Origin of the sequence: Zwartia lucis, assembly GCF_965234455.1 — a bacterium.
Lineage (GTDB): Bacteria > Pseudomonadota > Gammaproteobacteria > Burkholderiales > Burkholderiaceae_B > Zwartia > Zwartia lucis.
In genome coordinates, this window is sequence record NZ_OZ248476.1 from 147,962 (window position 1) to 166,105 (window position 18,144).

The window sequence follows — 18,144 nt, forward strand, 5'->3', positions numbered from 1 at the left end:
CCGGTTGCGCTAAGCGTCTAGGAGCTCTTGAGCGTGTTTGCGAGTCGTTGGGGTGATTTTGATCCCGCCCAACATTCTGGCGACCTCTTCGATGCGCGCATGGGCGTCAAGTTTCGAAATCGAGGATTCGGTCACGCCTTTACTTTGTTGTTTGCTGACTTGGAAATGGTGTTGGCCGCGAGCGGCGACCTGGGGCAAGTGTGTCACGCAGAGCACTTGGTGGCGCAGTCCTAGTTCGCGCAGCAAGTTGCCCACGACTTCGGCTACAGCACCCCCAATCCCACTATCGACTTCGTCAAAAATGAGTGTGGGTACGCGTGCGGCACGACTTGCGATGACAGAAAGAGCGAGAGAAATACGCGCGAGTTCGCCACCCGAGGCGACCTTGGCAAGAGGTTTTGGGGTTGTTCCTGCATGCCCCGCGACTAAAAACTCAACGAGATCTTGTCCCTGAGCGGAGGCGGGCCCTTCGGCGAGTGTGATGCTGAACTGTCCGCCCTCCATGGCGAGTGTTTGCATGGCTTGGGTGACTTGTTTGCCAAGATCAATAGCAGCCTTGCGACGCCCGCCAGACAGAGCGCTGGCATGTTTCTGATACTCGCTGTTGAGTGCGGCAGCAGTGGCGCGCAGCGTTTCAATATCGGCGGTGGCACTCAAGGCTTCGTGCTCGCTGCGCAGGGATGCGTGGAACGCAAAGAGCTGTTCAGGTTCAGTTTTAAATTTGCGCGCGAGGTCAAAAATTTGACCCATGCGCGCGTCGACAATCGCTAGCCGCTCAGGGTCGAGCTCGACGCGTGATAAATATGCATTCAGATCGGAAACGGCCTCGCTGATAGAAATCTGGGCCGATTCGAGTGATTCGTGAACCGATGCGAGCAAAGGATCATGCCGCAATAATTGGGATATCTTTTGCAATGCGGTGACGACTTGATGATGTGCCGAGTCATCGTTTTCGTCCAGGCAACCCAAGGCGAGCGCGGCACCGTCAAGCAAGGACTGCGCATTCGCTAGGCGAGTTTGTTCTGCTGACACGTCTTCCCACTCGTGCTGACCTAGCGCGAGGCGATCGAGTTCGGCAAGCTGCCATTCAAGTCGTTCACGGGCAGCAAGGAGGGCGCTGGCGTCTTGTTCGGAGAGAGAAAGTTGTCGCTCGACCTTTCGCCACGCTTTCCATGCCAGCGCGACTTGTTGGCGCAAAGTTTGGTGGGAACCATGGGCATCCACCATATCCCGTTGGTTCTCTGATTGAAGCAAGCTCTGGTGCGCATGTTGTCCATGAATATCAACGAGATGCTCGCCCACCTCGCGAAGCTGGGCGATGGTGACGGCCGAACCGTTGATATAACCTCGACTGCGCCCTTGGGCATCAACTACGCGCCGCAGGATCAGCGCATCCTCGCCACTGAGGTCGTGCTCAGAAAGCCACTGGGTCAGGGCAGGTGGAGCGTCAAAGACCGCGCTAATTTCGGCACGCGCGGCACCCGTGCGCAGCACAGAAGAGTCGGCGCGTTCGCCTAAGGTCAACGCGAGCGCGTCGATCAGAATAGATTTACCCGCACCGGTTTCACCAGAAAACACCGTAAAGCCATGTTCGAAGCTTATTTCGGCTTCGGTCACGATCACAAAGTCACGAATGTGCAGCGCGCGCAGCATCCGTTATTCTCCGCTGTGACCAGACTGAGGCAGTCGATTCCAGTCAAGTTTGCGGCGCAAGGTTGAAAAGAAGCTGTAACCGGTCGGGTGTAAAAAACGAATCGTATGCGGCGCGCGGCGCACGACGATACGATCGCCTGCGGTCAGGTCGGACCATGTCTGCATGTCAAAGTGGACGCTGGCACCAAGCTCGACGCGACTCATCGAACTGAGTGTCATATTGAGGACACTGTCGGCCGGAATCACGATTGGACGATTCGAGAGCGTCTGCGGCGCGACCGGGACCAGCAGCATGGCGCTCACGGAAGGATGCAGAATCGGACCTGCCGCGGACAGGGCATACGCGGTCGATCCCGTTGGGGTCGCGACGATCAAGCCGTCCGCACGCTGGGTATACATAAAGGTGTCGTTGACCTCGACACGGACTTCGATCATGCCGCCACGGCCGGCGCGGTTCAGTACCACGTCGTTCAAGGCGGTAGCGGCGTACATTTCTTCTTGGCCGCGCCAAACCGTCGCGCTCAACAGCATGCGCTCTTCGGTGTCGAAGCGGCCCTCTAGCAAATCAGTGAGTGCGGCGTCAGCGTCGTGCACGGGAATGTCGGTAATAAAACCTAATCTGCCGTGGTTGATCCCCACGACAGGCACTGAAAAAGGAGCAAGATGCCGCGCTGCGCCTAGCATGGTGCCATCACCGCCCATGACAATCGCGAGGTCCGCGTTCTTGCCAATGCTGACAAAGTCCGCGGTAGGATATTCGGATACGCCCGTATGACGGGCTGTTTCGGCTTCGATGAGAACTTGCCGGCCCGCTTGGGTCAATAAAGTAGCGAGCGCGCGCAAAGGCGCATGCAAGCCTGAATCTTGGTAGCGACCCACTAAAGCGATGATGGGAAAATGCATGCAAAGCTCATTCGACGAAAAACGGTTCGATTATAGAGGCGGGGAAGGTAAAATAGGGTAATGATGGATGATCGTGCGCGCGCGCTACTAAAAGCCCTGATTGAACGCTACATTGATGACGGCCAGCCCGTCGGCTCTCGTACGCTCTCAAAATTGTTTGACTTGTCGCCCGCCACAATTCGCAATGTCATGGCCGATCTCGAGGAGTTGGGGCTGATTCATAGCCCCCACACCTCAGCGGGGCGAGTACCGACCCCAAAAGGCTATCGCCTGTTTGTCGATACGATGTTGACGGCCAAGCCTTTTGAGCTGGCCTCGACTGCCAATATGCGGGATTTGCAGTCCGCTTCGGATCCCTCGCGCGCAGTCAATGCTGCGGCCTGTATGTTGTCCAATTTGACGCAATTCGCCGGCGTGGTGTTATCCCCTAGGCGCGCTCAGGTTTTTCGTCAGATCGAATTCATCCGTCTCTCAGAAAAGCGTATTCTCCTCATTATTGTTACCCCGGACGGCGATGTGCAGAATCGTATTTTGCTCACGCCTAGGGATTACAGCAGTACTGCGCTGATCGAGGCCGCTAATTTTTTCAACCACAATTTTGCCGGCAAGTCTTTCGCCGAGGTCAGGCTGACCCTTTCCCAGGACCTGGCCCGACTTCAAGAGGACATGTCACGCTTGATGCAAGCCGCCGTTGAGGCGGGTGCTCAAGCCGCCGATGAGGTTGAAACGATGGTGATCTCCGGGGAGCGCAGGCTTCTTGATGTCAATGAGTTGGCATCCGATATGGATCGTTTACGAAAGACCTTTTCCATGTTTGAGAAAAAAACCGACTTGATGCAGCTTCTCGAGGTTTCAAGCCGCGCCCAAGGCGTACAGATCTACATTGGAGGAGACTCCGAACTCGTTCCGACGGCCGACCTATCCGTGATCACGGCACCTTACAGTATCGACGGTCATGTCATCGGGACGTTGGGCGTCATCGGTCCAACGCGAATGGCGTACGAACGCGTGATCCCCATCGTTGATATTACGGCGCGCTTGCTTTCCAACGCGCTGAGTCACAACTCTTCTGAGCGTTCCTGATATGCGATTTTGGCCCGAACCCAAGCGCGCTGCCGCGCCCGCTCCACGCTTTTTGCCCTGGCCAAAGCCTTTCACCACGGCCCGGGTAGGCGTTTTGTTAGTTAATTTAGGCACGCCTGATGCCCCCACGGCACCCGCGATCAAGCGCTATTTGCGCGAGTTTCTTTCTGACCCCCGCGTCATCGAAATTCCCAAGCTCTTGTGGTGGCCGATTTTGAATGGTCCGATTTTGTTAGCGCGTCCGCGCAAATTAGCGCCCCGCTATCAAAGCATCTGGATGGAGGAAGGTTCTCCTCTTTTGGTTTATACCCAGCGACAGACCACGGGCTTGCGTAGGATTTTTGCTGAGCGTGGCCTCGACGTCGAGGTTGAAACCGGCATGCGCTACGGTAACCCCTCGATCAAAAGCGCGATGATGTCTTTACGCGATCGGGGTTGCGAACACATTTTGGTCGTTCCCTTGTATCCGCAATACGCCTCCAGTACGACTGCGACGGTCGTGGATGCAGTCACGCAGGTCGCGGCCCGGTTGCGGGACCAACCGGCAATGCGCTTTATCAAGCGTTTTCACACGCACCCCTCGTTTATCAAGCCCCTCGGTGACAAAATCGCGGCGTATTGGGCAGAACATGGTCGTCCGCAAAAGCTCTTGATGAGTTTTCACGGCTTGCCTCAACAATGCGTGAACATGGGCGACCCTTATTGCAAAGACTCTTATGAGACTGCGCGCGCGCTTGCCGCCCATTTGGGGTTGACTGACGATCAGTACTTAGTGACATTTCAAAGCCGTTTTGGGCCCGCCAAGTGGTTGGAGCCCTACACGGAGCCTACGGTCGAGCGACTTGCCAAAGAGGGGATCACCGACATCGATGTGGTGTGCCCGGGATTTTTGGCGGATTGTTTAGAGACGCTTGAGGAAATCTCGATCGAAGTCGGTGAAACCTTTAAACATGCTGGCGGAAAGCAGTTTCGTTATATTTCTGCTTTAAACGACGATCCTGCTTGGTTGACTGGGTTGGCCGATATGGTTCAAGAACACCTCCAAGGTTGGCCGATCCGTTCAGAGTGAGCGATATTTTTCATTTTTCTCTTGAATCTTGGGATTTTGGCCCCAAATGCATTGTTAATGATGCATTTTCTGGAGAAGTTTAATGACGGCTCATCAAGGTTCGGCAGATCCCAAGTCCGACTCAGCCCCCCAAGACGCCCCGACCTCAAGCGCCGACACCCAGCAGGCTGAGGGTGTCGAGCAACTCGATCCTATCGCCCGCCTCGAAGCCGACTTGGCTACGGCGTTGGTCCAGGTCGCGGAGCACAAGGATCAGGTCCTCCGTGCGCACGCTGAAATGGAAAACGTGCGTCGACGCGCCCAAGATGAGGTCTCCAAGGCGCGCAAGTTCGGGATTGAGTCCTTTGCTGAGAGCATGGTGCCTGTTAAGGATAGTCTTGAAGCTGCCTTGTCTCAGTCCGAGCAGACTCAGGAAGACTTGCGCTCTGGCATTGAAATGACTCTCAAACAGTTGGTGAGTGGTTTTGAGCGTAATCATCTCAAGGAGATCGCTCCTGCACCCGGCACTAAATTTGACCCACACCAACATCAGGCCATCGCAACAGTCCCGGCTGAACAGGAAGCCAACACGGTGGTGCTGACCTTACAAAAAGGCTATCTGATCGCAGATCGCGTTCTCAGGCCTGCCTTGGTGACGGTCGCAGCCTGAACGCCTTCAACATATTCAGGATGAAAACAGTTGTTTTGGGCTTGAAATCAATGATTTGGGCCCCATCTGTTTCTCATCCAAGTATTTCATCTCATTCTGATTTTTTAAAGGATCTTCACCATGGGTAAGATTATCGGTATCGACCTTGGCACCACGAATAGCTGCGTGGCTGTCATGGATGGCAATCAGGTCAAAATCCTGGAAAACGCCGAAGGCGCCCGCACGACTCCCTCGATCGTCGCCTACATGGAAGACGGCGAGACCTTGGTGGGTGCGCCCGCCAAGCGCCAGGCTGTGACGAATCCAACCAATACCCTTTACGCCGTCAAGCGTCTGATTGGACGCAAGTTTTCCGAAGACGCTGTGCAAAAAGACATCCATTTGATGCCTTACAAAATTGTCAAAGCGGACAATGGCGACGCCTGGGTCGAAGCACAGAACAAAAAACTCGCACCTTCACAAGTCGCGGCCGATGTGCTGCGCAAAATGAAAAAGACCGCTGAGGACTTTCTGGGCGAAGAAGTGACTGAAGCCGTCATTACAGTCCCTGCTTACTTCAATGACAGCCAGCGCCAGGCGACTAAAGACGCAGGCCGTATCGCGGGACTGGACGTCAAGCGCATCATTAACGAGCCGACCGCTGCCGCTTTGGCATTTGGTATGGACAAGATGGAAAAAGGCGATCGCAAGATTGCGGTCTATGACTTGGGTGGCGGTACGTTCGACATTTCGATTATCGAAATCGCCGACGTGGATGGCGAAAAGCAATTTGAGGTCTTGTCGACCAACGGCGACACCTTCTTGGGTGGCGAGGACTTTGACCAGCGCATCATCGAATATGTGATTGGCGAGTTCAAGAAAGAGCAGGGCGTGGACCTTTCCAAAGACGTCCTTGCTTTGCAGCGTCTGAAAGAAGCTGCTGAAAAAGCCAAGATTGAGTTGTCTTCCAGTCAGCAGACTGAAATCAACTTGCCTTACATCACCGCTGATGCTTCAGGTCCTAAGCACTTGAACTTAAAGATGACACGTGCCAAGCTTGAGTCGTTGGTAGAGGAGCTGATCGCTCGCACCATCGAGCCTTGCCGCATCGCCATCAAGGACGCAGGCGTCAAAGTCAGCGACATTGATGATGTGATCTTGGTCGGCGGTATGACGCGTATGCCCAAGGTGCAGGAAAAGGTCAAAGAGTTCTTTGGTCGTGAGCCACGCAAAGACGTCAACCCAGATGAGGCTGTGGCTGCAGGCGCGGCGATTCAGGGTTCAGTGCTGTCTGGTGACCGCAAGGACGTGTTGTTGTTGGACGTGACACCGTTGTCACTTGGTATTGAAACGCTCGGTGGCGTGATGACCAAGATGATCACAAAGAACACGACCATTCCAACCCGTCACTCACAGGTATTTTCGACAGCGGATGATAATCAGCCTGCCGTGACCATCAAGGTATTCCAGGGTGAGCGCGAAATCGCAGCCGGTAACAAGACATTGGGTGAATTTAACCTTGAGGGCATTCCACCTGCCTCACGTGGCACGCCTCAGATCGAAGTGACCTTTGATATCGACGCAAACGGGATTGTGCACGTGTCCGCTAAAGACAAGGGCACAGGCAAGGAAAACAAGATCACGATTCAGGCAAACTCAGGTTTGACCGAAGACGAGATCCAGCGCATGGTGAAAGATGCCGAGGCGAATGCCGAGGAAGATCACCGCATGGCTGAGTTGGCGATGGCACGAAACAGTGCGGACGCTTTGGTCCATGCCACGCGCAAATCCTTGACTGAGTATGGTGACAAACTCGCGGCAGAAGAAAAGACTGCCATCGAAGCGGCTATCACCGAGGTCGAAGAGGCTTTGAAGAATGGTGCAGACAAAGCGGCGATTGACACTAAGGTCGAAGCCTTGTCAGCTGCATCACAGAAACTCGGTGAAAAGATGTATGCCGAGGCTCAGGCTGCTCAGGCTGCAACACAAGGTGGCGCAGGTGCAGAGGGAGGTGCCAAGCCGGCCGATGATAACGTCGTCGATGCTGAGTTCAAAGAAGTCAAGCGCGATCAAAAGTGATTGCCTAGCCTTCGATTCGATCCGCCCGGGACTCTTTGAGAGCATCCCGGGCGCATTTTTTTGCCTTACTTCATTCTGTTTGACTTTAAGAGCCTGAGATCATGGCAAAACGTGACTTTTATGAAATCCTTGGTGTTGCTAAAAACGCCTCGGATGATGAGCTGAAAAAAGCCTACCGCAAGCTGGCGATGAAATACCATCCGGATCGCAATCCGGATAGCAAAGAAGCCGAAGAAAAATTTAAGCAGGCGAAAGAAGCCTACGAAATTTTGTCTGACAACAATAAGCGTGCGGCTTACGATCGCTATGGGCACGCGGGTGTCGATCCCAATGCCGCAGGCATGGGCGGTGCAGGCGGAGCAGGTTTTGGTGATTCTTTTGGCGATATCTTTGGCGAGATTTTCGGTGCAGGGCGTCGCGGCGGTGGCGGCGGACCTCAGGTCTATCGCGGTGCCGACCTCAAATACGCTATGGAAATCACGCTTGAGCAGGCGGCCAATGGTTTCGATACCGAAATTCGAGTTCCGAGCTGGGAAAATTGCGAGGTCTGCAAAGGCAGTGGTGCCAAACCCGGCACGACCCCCAAGACGTGCCGCACTTGCGGTGGCTCGGGGGCGGTTCGTATGCAGCAAGGCTTTTTCAGCGTGCAACAGACATGTCCGACATGTCATGGTAGTGGCAAAGAGATTACCGATCCTTGTGTGCCTTGCGATGGCGTCGGACGAACCCGCCGCAACAAGACCCTACAAGTCAAGATTCCTGCGGGTATTGACGATGGGATGCGCATTCGCTCCTCCGGTAATGGTGAGCCAGGGATCAATGGCGGACCATCGGGTGACTTGTTTGTGGAAATTCACATCAAGGAACACAAGATTTTCCAGCGTGAAAATGATGACTTGCATTGCGAGCTCACCATTCCTTTTACGAGCGCTGCACTTGGCGGCGATATTCAGGTGCCGACCTTGAATGGCAAGGCTGAAATCACGATTCCCGAAGGCACACAGTCAGGTAAAACATTCAGACTGCGTGGTAAAGGCATCAAGGGTGTTCGGGGCGCGTACCCTGGGGATTTGTACTGCCACGTCGTGGTGGAAACACCCGTCAAGCTAAATGATGCGCAGAAAGCAATCCTACGCCAGTTTGAGGCCTCGCTTGGTGAGGGTGGCGAGCGCCACTCGCCTCAGAGCAAGTCTTGGACGGATCGCGTCAAGGACTTTTTTTCTTGAGGCTCATGCGGGATGAGTAAAAAAGCCGGTTCGAATGAACCGGCTTTTTAATGCGCGAAAATATCCGAACTTGGCTTATCCGGACTTGGCTTATTTCTTCTTTTCAAAATCTCCGGCTGCCACACTACTGAACTCTGCAGGCTTGAGATATTTACGAACGACTGTATTGACTTGTTCTGCTGAGAGCTTAGCCATTTTTTGATCATGCTCAGCCGCCCAGGCAAAAGTACGCCCAGTATCGAGATAGCTGATCCATGCGCCAGTTAGGCCACTATCTTGAGCGCGCGCGAGCTTGCGATAGTTGAGCAAGGCCTTGATGCCGTCTTGAACTTCAGTCTCGCCAAAACCTTCTTTTATGACGCGCTCAAACTCTTCGCGAATCGCTGTCTCGACTTTGGTTCGATTTTCAGGTGAAAAGATCGCATACACACCCCATGACCCCGTAGGTTCAAACGCCGAAACATTCAAGCGCGAGCGAACGTTATAAGACAGGCCTTCCTTTTCCCGCACACGCATCCATAATCTGGAGGTCTCCGAAGTACCGAGTAAAAAGTTGGCGAGAGACAAGGCAGCAAAATCTGGATCGGTGTCCTGCATCTTCAGCGGCATCGCAGCCGTATAAAACGCGTTGGCTTTATCCGGTGTCAGCGCTTGCATTTGCACAGGCTTGATGTCGCGATAAGGATTAGGCAGGCGCGTGTAGGAGGCACCAGCGGCCCATTGATTAAGCGCTTGGGTGAGGGTGCTCTCCATCGAGGCAGGATCAAAACTGCCAACAGCAGCAGCCGAGACCTGCGATGACCCGAAGAAATTCTTGTGGAAAGTCACGAGCAGGTCACGCTTGAGTTCAGTCACTGAGGCGATTGATTCCTCGAAGCTTGGTTGATAGCGAATATCATCTTTAGACCAAGGGTTGTCATGACGCGAGAGCATTCGTGACGCAATCGACGTAGGCTCTGTCATTGCGCTTTTGAGCGAGGTCAGCACTTTGCCTTTGTACTCGTCGACCTCTGTTTGTGGAAAATTCGCTTGGCGTACAACGTCCAGCACAAAGCGCACTAGGGGATCAATGTTGGCGCGGGTAGTCGATAAACTGATATTGACGGTCGTACCGGAGCCTGAAACGCTGACTTGACCGCCTAGCGCATCAATCCGGTCCTTAATGTGCTGACGTGTCAGTTGCTCGGTACCACTGAGCAATAAATCCGGCGTCGCGATGGAGGCAATGCGTTGTCCTTTTAGAGTCTGCACATTGCCAAACTGAAGCTGAATCACGGTTTGTACGCGTTCGCCTCTGGACTCTTTTGGCAGGAGGGCCAGACGGAGTGTGCCATTCGAAAGTTTGACGGTTTTGCGCTGCGTACGCTTGTCGATATTAGTTGGATCCGGATCAAAAGCTTCGGCTTGCTTAAGTTGCGTATCGCCGATGTAGTCTTTGAGTTCGGCAGAGAGGTCTGGCTTGCTGAAAGCGGGGGCGCGTATGGGCTTTTCCGTGGGGATGTATTGACCCTCGGTGCGATTTGACTGGGTCAGATACTGAGCCGCGGCTTGTTGCACTTGGGCGAGAGTGACTGCGCGAATGCGATCCCGCGACAGGAACCATAGACGCCAATCACCGCCGGCGATGGCTTCAGAAAGTCCCGAGCTGACTTTTTGCGCATCGCTGAACATCTGGTCCCAGGAAGTCAGCCACTGGTTGCGCACGCGATCGAGTTCTTCTTGGGTAAAAGGATGTTGGGCGATGGACTCGAGCGTGCCAGTCAATGTTTTGAGCGATGCGGCTTGATCCATGCCGGGCTGCAAGCTCGCACCAAACATCACGGTGCCAGGGGCTGTGCGGTCCATCGTGAAACCAAAGACACTTGCGGCGTGTTTGGTCGGGACCATGGCCTTGTACAGGCGACCAGACGGTGTGTCGGCCAACATCATGCTGGCCAGATCAATCGCAGCAAAGTCTTTGTGGGCTGCAGAAGGGACGTGGTACATCGCCGCGACTAAAGGCGCGCCTCCTACGCGTCGTAACAGGACGCTACGCTCACCGTCTTGAACGGGATCCACGGTGTATTCGGGGGGTAGTGTACGGGTAGGGCGCGGGATGTTGCCAAACGACTTGATGACATCGGCAAGGACAGTGGAGGTCTCAAACTTGCCCGTCACGATCAATACGGCGTTATCGGGCTGATAATGCGTTTTATAAAAGGCGCGCAGCTGTGAGATATCAACGTTTTCAACGTCAGTGCGGGCGCCAATGGTTGATTTTCCATAGTTGTGCCATTCGTAGGCGATGCTGAGCATTTTTTGCAACAAGATACGGAAGGGGTTGTTTTCACCACTCTCCATTTCATTGCGGACAACGGTCATTTCTGTATCCAGATCTTCGCGCTTGATCGTGGCGTTGATCATGACATCGGCTTGCCAGTTCAGGTACCAGGCCAAGGTGTCCGGATTGGCCGCGAAGCTCGCGTAATAGTTTGTGCGGTCTACAGTGGTCGTGCCATTGGCCTGCAGACCTCGCTTGGAAAACTCTCCAAGCGCATTGGGCATTGTCGGCGTACCTTTGAATAGCATGTGCTCTAACAGGTGCGCCATGCCGGTTTCGCCATAGTTTTCATGACGCGAACCCACCAGATACGTCATATTGACAGTCGTGGTGGGTTTGGATTCGTCGGGCGCGAGCAAAATACGCAAACCATTCGCGTCGAGCCGATACTCAGCAATGCCTTCGACGCTCGTGACCTTGGTGATCCCTGCGGGAATGGCAGCGGCCATTGATTGACTTCCAATAAAGGCGAAGGCGGCACCGATAAAGGTGCGCTTCAGGGCATCAGTGAACAGTGACATGCGAGAGTCCTGAAAGAAACAACGAACCATTTGGAGCGCGGGCGCCCGAAATGGTTCACTTTTGACATATTACTTGGATAGTAGGCGCATCGCTTGCTCGATGCCGGCGACGGTCACTGGGAACATTTTGTTTTGGACAATATTGCGGATGATCGAGATGGACTGACGGTATTGCCAGGAAGCTTGCGGCTCGGGGTTGAGCCAGACCGCCTTGGGCCAGGCATTGACCATGCGCTGCAGCCATTCTGCGCCCGGCTCTTTGTTGTAATGTTCGACAGAGCCGCCAGGCTGCAAAATTTCATAGGGACTCATGGTGGCATCGCCGACAAAAATCAGTCGCCAGTCGGCGTTGAATTTGCGCAGCACATCCCAAGTTTCAAAGCGTTCCATCTGCCGACGTCGATTAGACTTCCACAGATGCTCATAGGGACAATTATGAAAATAGTAAACCTCAAGGTTTCTAAATTCGCTACTCGCGGCGGAAAACAACTCCTCGACGCGTGAGATGTGATCATCCATGCTGCCACCCACATCGAGCAGCATGAGGACTTTGACGTTGTTGTGCCGCTCGGGGACCATTTTGATGTCGAGATAGCCCGCGTTGCGAGCGGTGCTTGCAATGGTGTCGCCCAAATCGAGTTCGAAATCGGAGCCTTCGCGGGCAAAGCGTCTCAGGCGCCGCAGGGCAATCTTGAAGTTACGCGTGCCGAGTTCGATTGAATCGTCATAGTCTTTGAAGTTGCGCTCATCCCAGACCTTGACGGCAGAGCGACTGCCGCCTGCGCCTCCGACGCGAATACCCTCGGGGTGCGAGCCGCTATTGCCAAAAGGTGAGGTGCCTCCGGTGCCGATCCATTTGTTGCCGCCTTGATGGCGCCCCTTTTGCTCCTCAAGGCGTTCTTTGAACATTTCCATGAGCTTGTCCCAGCCGTGTTTCTCAAGCTCGGCTTTTTGCTCGGGGGTGAGGCGTTTTTCAAGTTCGGCGACTAACCAGTCGAGCGGGATCTTTTTGCCGGCGGGCAGCTTTTGCTCAAGGCTGCGGTAGTAGCTGGCAAAAGCTCGGTCAAAGCGGTCAAACAGCGTTTCGTCCTTGATCAGCGTCGTGCGTGCGAGGTAGTAAAAATCCTCGAGCGTAGGCGGCATGATCGGGCTCGACAGTGCTTGGAGCAGTGTCAAATACTCCTTGACCGAGACGAGGAGCTTTTGCGAGCGCAGGTGATAAAAGAAGTCAACAAGCATGGCGATTGAGTTGATAGGTCAGATGTGCGCGAATCTCGGGCCACTCGCCCGCGGTCACGCTATACATCACAGTGTCTCTGACGGTGCCATCGCGACGTAGTGCATGATGTCGGATCACGCCGTCGCGTTTGGCGCCAAGCCGCTCAATCGCACGCTGTGAAGCAAGGTTAAAGTTATCGGTGCGCCAGCCTACCACCGCAGCGCCGAGAGCATTAAAAGCGTGCTCAAGCAAGAGCAGCTTGCAGGCGGTGTTGACATGACTGCGTTGGTGACTTTTGGCGTACCAGGTGTAACCGATCTCCATGCGCGCGACCGCAGTAATGATGTCGTGATAGCGGGTGGAGCCAATGATTTCTTGCGTGCCTTCGTGAATCACCACGAAGGGCAGCATATGTCCCGCCGCATATCCATCGAGTGCAGTCTGAATATAGCCAGCTGTTTGGTCTGGCTCCGGCACTGAGGTGACGCGAAGCTTCCATAGCTCACCATCACGGGCGGCGCGGGTAAGTGCTTCTGCATGATCAAGAGACAGGGGCTCAAGCCGTACGCCGTGTCCTGCCAGTTTGCAGGGCTGTGGTGTTTGAGTAAAGCCTTGGTTCAGCGTCATTTAAGATCCTGAAGGGCGACGCGTGCTGCGGGTCACCGCGGCGAGTCGCTCCAGTAGTTGTAGGTCTTGTTCATTTTTCAAAAGTGCCCCGGCCATCATCGGGATCGAGGTGGCTGCATGTGCGTCAATTTGCTCAGCGGTAGCGTCTTCGGCGATCAACAGACGCAACCAGTCGAGAAACTCAGAGGTGGAAGGTTTCTTTTTTAAACCAGGTGCTTCACGCAGGGCAAAGAACGTATCGAGGGCAGCACGTAAAACATCTGCATGCAGATTGGCGAAATGGACGTCGACGATATTGCGTAAGGTCTCGCGATCTGGAAAACGAATGTAATGAAAGAAGCAGCGTCGCAAAAACGCATCAGGCAGATCTTTTTCATTGTTCGAGGTGATGATCACGAGCGGACGATGACGCGCCTTGATTGTGGAGCGCGTCTCGTAGACGTAAAACTCCATTTGATCGAGTTCGCGCAGCAAATCGTTTGGAAACTCAATGTCCGCCTTATCGATTTCATCAATCAGTAGAACAACGGGTTCGGGAGACTCGAAGGCCTGCCAAAGCACACCTTGCATAATGTAGTTGCTGATGTCTTTGACTTTTTCATCACCAAGCTGGGAGTCACGCAGGCGAGAGACCGCATCATATTCGTACAGACCTTGATGCGCTTTGGTTGTGGATTTGATGTGCCACTGAAGCAGAGGCCGCCCTAGGGCTTTGGCGACCTCTTCGGCCAACATGGTTTTGCCGGTGCCTGGTTCGCCCTTGATGAGCAAGGGTCGCTGGAGCGTGAGGGCGGCGTTGACGGCTAGTTTCAGATCATCCGTGGCGACATAGCGCTCGGTGCCGTCAAAGCGTGAGGTTTGTGCTGTAGAAGGGTTCTGCGAGGTCATTATTTGCCAAAATGAAAGTGGTCGGGGTCAGTGGATGTGGGTTTGAAGTCTAATTTTCTCAATTATCGTACAATCTTATGGTTTTGCGGCCGGGAGTTGATCCCGGGATTTTTCCCTGCCAGACCAAGAGTCCATTATGAAGTTTCCGAACAATGTGCTGTCTCTGTTTGTTGGCGCGATGACAACGCGTTCCTCGATCGCCTCTTTGGCGCTCGCAGCTTCCTGTGCCATGGCGACCCCTGTGCTTGCAGCAGATCCGCCAAAAGGCAACATCGAAGCCGCCAAAGCCAAGGTTTCAATGTGTATCGGCTGTCACGGGATCCCCGGCTATCGTGCCAGTTTCCCTGAGGTTTACAGTGTGCCCAAGATTACCGGTCAGAATGACAAATACATTCAAGTGGCTTTGCGGGCTTATGCCTCTGGAGAGCGTACCCATCCCTCGATGAATGCGATTTCCAAGAGCCTTTCAGATCAAGACATTGCTGATCTGGCTGCCTACTACGCAAACCTTAAATAATTGGGGGCTGACATGAAATACTTCTCGATCGCCCTCGCTGGGGCTGTTCTTCTGGGTTCTGCCAGTTTGAGCCATGCTGCAGATTTAGCCGCTGGTAAAGCTGTCTGGGACAAACTTAACTGCGCCTCCTGCCATGGTGCGGACGCTGTCAAGTCCGTTGATCCATCCTACCCAATTTTGGCGGGGCAGTACGCTGATTTTCTAGTTCATGCCTTAAAGGCCTATCAGCGCGGTGCCTCTGGTGCTCCTGCCACGGCCAACGTACGCAAAAATGCCATCATGGGCGCGTTTGCCAAGCAGTTGTCCCCGCAGGACATCAAAAATGTCTCAGCATGGCTGGCTGCCCAGCCAGGTCCTTTAGTCGTCAAATAGTCAGCTTTAGGCGCTCCTGACAAAAGGGTCAGTCTTTACTGACCCTTTGTTTAATGAGATCGATGTAGGCATCGCTGTCCAAGGTGGTGCCCAAGCGCTGAGACTCCCAGACGACTTGACCCAGACACTCCATGATTTCATGCGCTGCGTGATGCGGATCGGTACGTGAAGCCAGCCGATCAAAGGCTTGTCGAATGCCTCTCGGGTGGTCGATGGACAGTTGTTCGGCAATCGCCAAATGCATAGAGAGATGCAAAAAAGGATTGGTTTTACCTTCTTCGACGTTGAATTCACGCGTCATTGATTCGGATTGCACAAGCACTTCGTGGTATTCGGGGTGCTGTTCGATCCAACTCAAGGCAATGTCCTCCAAAGGGGTTAGAACCTGCTTTGCTTTGTGTTTGGCCCAAGTGTCGATGAAAAACTGGCGAACCTGATCTCGTGAGGGATTGAACATAAATGGTGCTTAAAACCTCTAGTGATAAAAGAAATTGTGACTTTTAGCCCCCAACTAGGGCATTCCCTGATGCGTCAGGCGAGTCCGTAGTGCAGAATCGGATTCATGCAGGTGAGGGGACAAAGACCCAAAAGGGCATGCCAGCATGAACGGCATTATAAAAAAGAAAAACGCACAACGGCTGGCACTTAAGGTGTCGGCCGTTGTCGCATACGGCTACGCGATCAGCTCTTTTGCTTTTTAAATCTATGAATGCGATGCCCGACACAGGTAAAACACCGCGATATTGGCGCAATAATTTGTGTCTGATCTGCATTTTGCTTGCGATCTGGGCAATTGTCACCTTTGTCCCTGCTTATTACGCCGAGTCTCTGACTGCGTTGAGCATCTTTGGTTGGCCTTTTCCCTTTTGGGTGGCTGCCTTTGGTGCACCGACCGCCTTTTTATTGATTGTAGGCGTGTATGCATGGCGCATGGAGCGAGAAGACCAGCGGCGCAGACTGGAACGTGAGTGTGAGGCTCGCTGTGACAAACCCTAAGCAACGCAGCTTTGGTGCGCAACTCTTTCGAGGCTATGCCGCATATACGGTTGGCTTTATCGCGCTGGTGTTGTTGTTGGCGATGCTCGAGATTGCAGGTATGGAGCGGCAATGGATTGGTTATGCCTTTTTGCTGTCTACGGTGGCGCTCTATGCCGGGATTGGCATTATGTGCCGTACCTCGGATCCAGTCGAGTATTACGTCGCGGGGCGCCGCGTTCCCGCAGTCTTCAACGGAATGGCGACAGCCGCGGACTGGATGTCGGTCGCTTCTTTTATCGGTCTCGCAGGTACGCTTTACTTGTCTGGCTACAACGGCCTCGCCTATATTTTGGGCTGGACGGGCGGGTATGTTTTGGTCGCACTTTTTTTGGCGCCTTATTTGCGTAAATTTGGTGGATACACCATCCCCGAGTTTTTAGGCGCACGCTTTCATGGCAACTCGCCTAGATTGGTTGGGGTGATGTGTGCGGTCTTGTGCTCCTTTACTTATCTGGTGGCCCAAATTTACGGCGTCGGCATTATCACGACTCGGATGACCGGTATTTCGTTTGAGCTTGGGATTTTCATTGGCTTGGGCGGCGTACTGGTGTGCTCTTTTCTGGGTGGCATGCGCGCTGTCACGTGGACACAAGTGGGGCAGTACATCATCCTTGTGATCGCCTACCTCGTACCGGTGGTTTGGCTAGCGGTCAAGCAAACAGGCGATCCAGTTCCTCAACTTGCGGCGAGTTCGGTTCTCACACAGGTGATTGAGTATGAACGTCTGTTGAGTCGGGATGATGCGGAATTGGAAGTGCGTAATATTTGGCAAAGCCGCGCAGACCTCATGCAGTCCAGAATTTCCAAACTCCCCGAGTCTTGGGAAGCTGAAAAACAACAACTGAGCGTGAAATTGCTCCGTGCGCGCGCCATCGATGCGCCGATGGTCGAAATACGCTCTCTCGAGAGAGCGTTCGCAGCCTATCCAAAGTCTGTGGAGGCGGCAAGAACAGTCTGGTCTAAAGCGCGAGATGATTTCGCAGCGCGTGCGGCACCTCCTATGCCGCATGCAGAGCCTTTTGTCAGCAAATCTGAGGAGTCGCCTCAGGCCGTTCGAAATAATTTTCTGGCGACGGTTCTATGCCTCATGCTAGGTACGGCAGGACTGCCACACATTTTGATGCGGTCTTTGACAACGACGTCTGTAGGACACGCAAGACAGTCTGTGTTCTGGTCCTTATTATTTATTTTGCTTTTGTATTTAACGGCTCCCGCACTGGCTATTTTGGTGAAATTTGAGATTTACAACAATCTCGTTGGGATGCCTTTCGTGGATCTTCCTTCTTGGGTCAGTGCGTGGTCGGCAGTGGATCGCTCTCTCATCAGCATCCTCGATCTCAACCAAGATGGCATTGTGCAGTTGTCTGAGGTTCAGATTGGGAGCGACATTATTGTGTTGGCTGCTCCCGAAATAGGAGGGTTGCCCTATGTTGTGTCGGGACTGGTTGCGGCGGGTGCGCTGGCGGCCGCGCTCTCGACGGCGGATGGTTTGCTATTGACGCTTTCCAATGCCTTGTCGCACGATACGCTGTTACGCGGTGTCTCCTCGCGTATGGGTGGAGGGCGTCAGGTCATCTTATCCAAGGTGCTGTTATTGGTCGTCGCTTTTACCGCCGCCTGGGCCGCGACGCGAACGCCCGCAGATATTTTGTTTTTGGTCGGCGCTGCGTTTTCTTTTGCCGCTTCAACATTTTTCCCGGTGCTTGTTATGGGCATTTTTTGGAAACGCGCTAACCAATGGGGAGCGACCTCGGGCATGCTAGCGGGGTTATTCACCACGATTTTTTACATGGTGCAGACGCAACCCTGGTTGCGTGAGCTGGTGTTGAGCGTGCCTCGCAGCACGCCTATCGATTTGTGGTGGGGGATTCAGCCCATCGCAGCGGGCGTGTTTGGCGCACCCGTAGCGTTCGTTGTGATTGTCTTGGTGTCTTTGCTAACACCTAGGCCAGATGCCGTCACGTATCAATTGGTGGAGTTTCTTCGCGAGCCTGATTAAGT

The 18,144-nt window shown here is 53.9% G+C and carries 16 protein-coding genes; 9 read left to right on the top strand and 7 right to left on the bottom strand.

The window, feature by feature from the left end:
* Positions 1-9: 9 nt before the first annotated feature.
* Positions 10-1,653 (bottom strand): DNA repair protein RecN, encoded by a 1,644-nt coding sequence (gene recN / locus AC8GE9_RS16300; RefSeq protein WP_506678218.1) that lies wholly within the window; start codon positions 1,651-1,653, stop codon positions 10-12.
* Positions 1,654-1,656: 3 nt separating this feature from the next.
* Positions 1,657-2,556, bottom strand: coding sequence for an NAD kinase (locus AC8GE9_RS16305; protein WP_506678219.1), 900 nt, complete (start codon positions 2,554-2,556; stop codon positions 1,657-1,659).
* Positions 2,557-2,619: 63 nt separating this feature from the next.
* Between AC8GE9_RS16305 and hrcA the strand changes: the two genes are divergently transcribed.
* The 5 genes from hrcA to dnaJ all read left to right on the top strand — a co-directional run bounded on the left by hrcA (position 2,620) and on the right by dnaJ (position 8,641).
* Entirely contained in the window at positions 2,620-3,639 is a 1,020-nt protein-coding gene (gene hrcA, locus AC8GE9_RS16310) for a heat-inducible transcriptional repressor HrcA (protein ID WP_506678279.1), read from the top strand.
* A 1-nt stretch (position 3,640) separates the two neighbouring features.
* Entirely contained in the window at positions 3,641-4,708 is a 1,068-nt protein-coding gene (gene hemH, locus AC8GE9_RS16315; RefSeq protein WP_506678220.1) for a ferrochelatase, read from the top strand.
* 82 nt (positions 4,709-4,790) lie between these two features.
* Entirely contained in the window at positions 4,791-5,357 is a 567-nt protein-coding gene (grpE, locus tag AC8GE9_RS16320; RefSeq protein ID WP_506678221.1) for a nucleotide exchange factor GrpE, read from the top strand.
* Between the two features lie 120 nt (positions 5,358-5,477).
* Entirely contained in the window at positions 5,478-7,415 is a 1,938-nt protein-coding gene (gene dnaK / locus AC8GE9_RS16325) for a molecular chaperone DnaK (RefSeq protein ID WP_506678222.1), read from the top strand.
* A gap of 101 nt (positions 7,416-7,516) precedes the next feature.
* On the top strand, positions 7,517-8,641 hold the full coding sequence (gene dnaJ / locus AC8GE9_RS16330) for a molecular chaperone DnaJ (protein WP_506678223.1): 1,125 nt from the start codon (positions 7,517-7,519) through the stop codon (positions 8,639-8,641).
* Between the two features lie 90 nt (positions 8,642-8,731).
* Here the strand turns inward: dnaJ and AC8GE9_RS16335 are convergent, their stop codons facing one another.
* From AC8GE9_RS16335 to AC8GE9_RS16350, 4 genes are all read right to left on the bottom strand, one after another.
* Positions 8,732-11,482 (bottom strand): M16 family metallopeptidase, encoded by a 2,751-nt coding sequence (locus AC8GE9_RS16335; protein WP_506678224.1) that lies wholly within the window; start codon positions 11,480-11,482, stop codon positions 8,732-8,734.
* 69 nt (positions 11,483-11,551) lie between these two features.
* A complete protein-coding gene (locus AC8GE9_RS16340; protein ID WP_506678225.1) occupies positions 11,552-12,721 on the bottom strand; it encodes a vWA domain-containing protein in 1,170 nt (389 codons plus the stop codon).
* The gene (locus AC8GE9_RS16345; RefSeq protein ID WP_506678226.1) at positions 12,711-13,328 is read right to left on the bottom strand and encodes a GNAT family N-acetyltransferase; all 618 of its coding nucleotides are present in this window, start codon (positions 13,326-13,328) and stop codon (positions 12,711-12,713) included. Before AC8GE9_RS16345 ends, AC8GE9_RS16340 begins: the two co-directional genes overlap by 11 nt.
* Positions 13,329-14,216 carry an AAA family ATPase gene (locus AC8GE9_RS16350; RefSeq protein ID WP_506678227.1) on the bottom strand — a complete coding sequence of 296 codons (888 nt, stop codon included), beginning with the start codon at positions 14,214-14,216 and terminating at the stop codon, positions 13,329-13,331.
* A gap of 178 nt (positions 14,217-14,394) precedes the next feature.
* Here AC8GE9_RS16350 and AC8GE9_RS16355 point away from each other — a divergent pair, with 178 nt between their 5' ends.
* Positions 14,395-14,733, top strand: a complete 339-nt coding sequence (locus AC8GE9_RS16355; RefSeq protein WP_506678280.1) for a c-type cytochrome — start codon at positions 14,395-14,397, stop codon at positions 14,731-14,733.
* Between the two features lie 12 nt (positions 14,734-14,745).
* Positions 14,746-15,105: a c-type cytochrome gene (locus AC8GE9_RS16360; RefSeq protein ID WP_506678228.1), complete on the top strand. Its 360-nt coding sequence runs from the start codon at positions 14,746-14,748 to the stop codon at positions 15,103-15,105.
* A 28-nt stretch (positions 15,106-15,133) separates the two neighbouring features.
* On the opposite strand, the gene AC8GE9_RS16365 is transcribed toward AC8GE9_RS16360, so the two are convergent.
* Entirely contained in the window at positions 15,134-15,562 is a 429-nt protein-coding gene (locus tag AC8GE9_RS16365; RefSeq protein ID WP_506678229.1) for a DUF1841 family protein, read from the bottom strand.
* Positions 15,563-15,810: 248 nt separating this feature from the next.
* Here AC8GE9_RS16365 and AC8GE9_RS16370 point away from each other — a divergent pair, with 248 nt between their 5' ends.
* On the top strand, positions 15,811-16,101 hold the full coding sequence (locus AC8GE9_RS16370) for a DUF4212 domain-containing protein (protein WP_506678230.1): 291 nt from the start codon (positions 15,811-15,813) through the stop codon (positions 16,099-16,101).
* Positions 16,088-18,142 (top strand): sodium:solute symporter family protein, encoded by a 2,055-nt coding sequence (locus tag AC8GE9_RS16375; RefSeq protein ID WP_506678231.1) that lies wholly within the window; start codon positions 16,088-16,090, stop codon positions 18,140-18,142. Before AC8GE9_RS16370 ends, AC8GE9_RS16375 begins: the two co-directional genes overlap by 14 nt.
* The last annotated feature ends 2 nt before the right edge of the window (positions 18,143-18,144 follow it).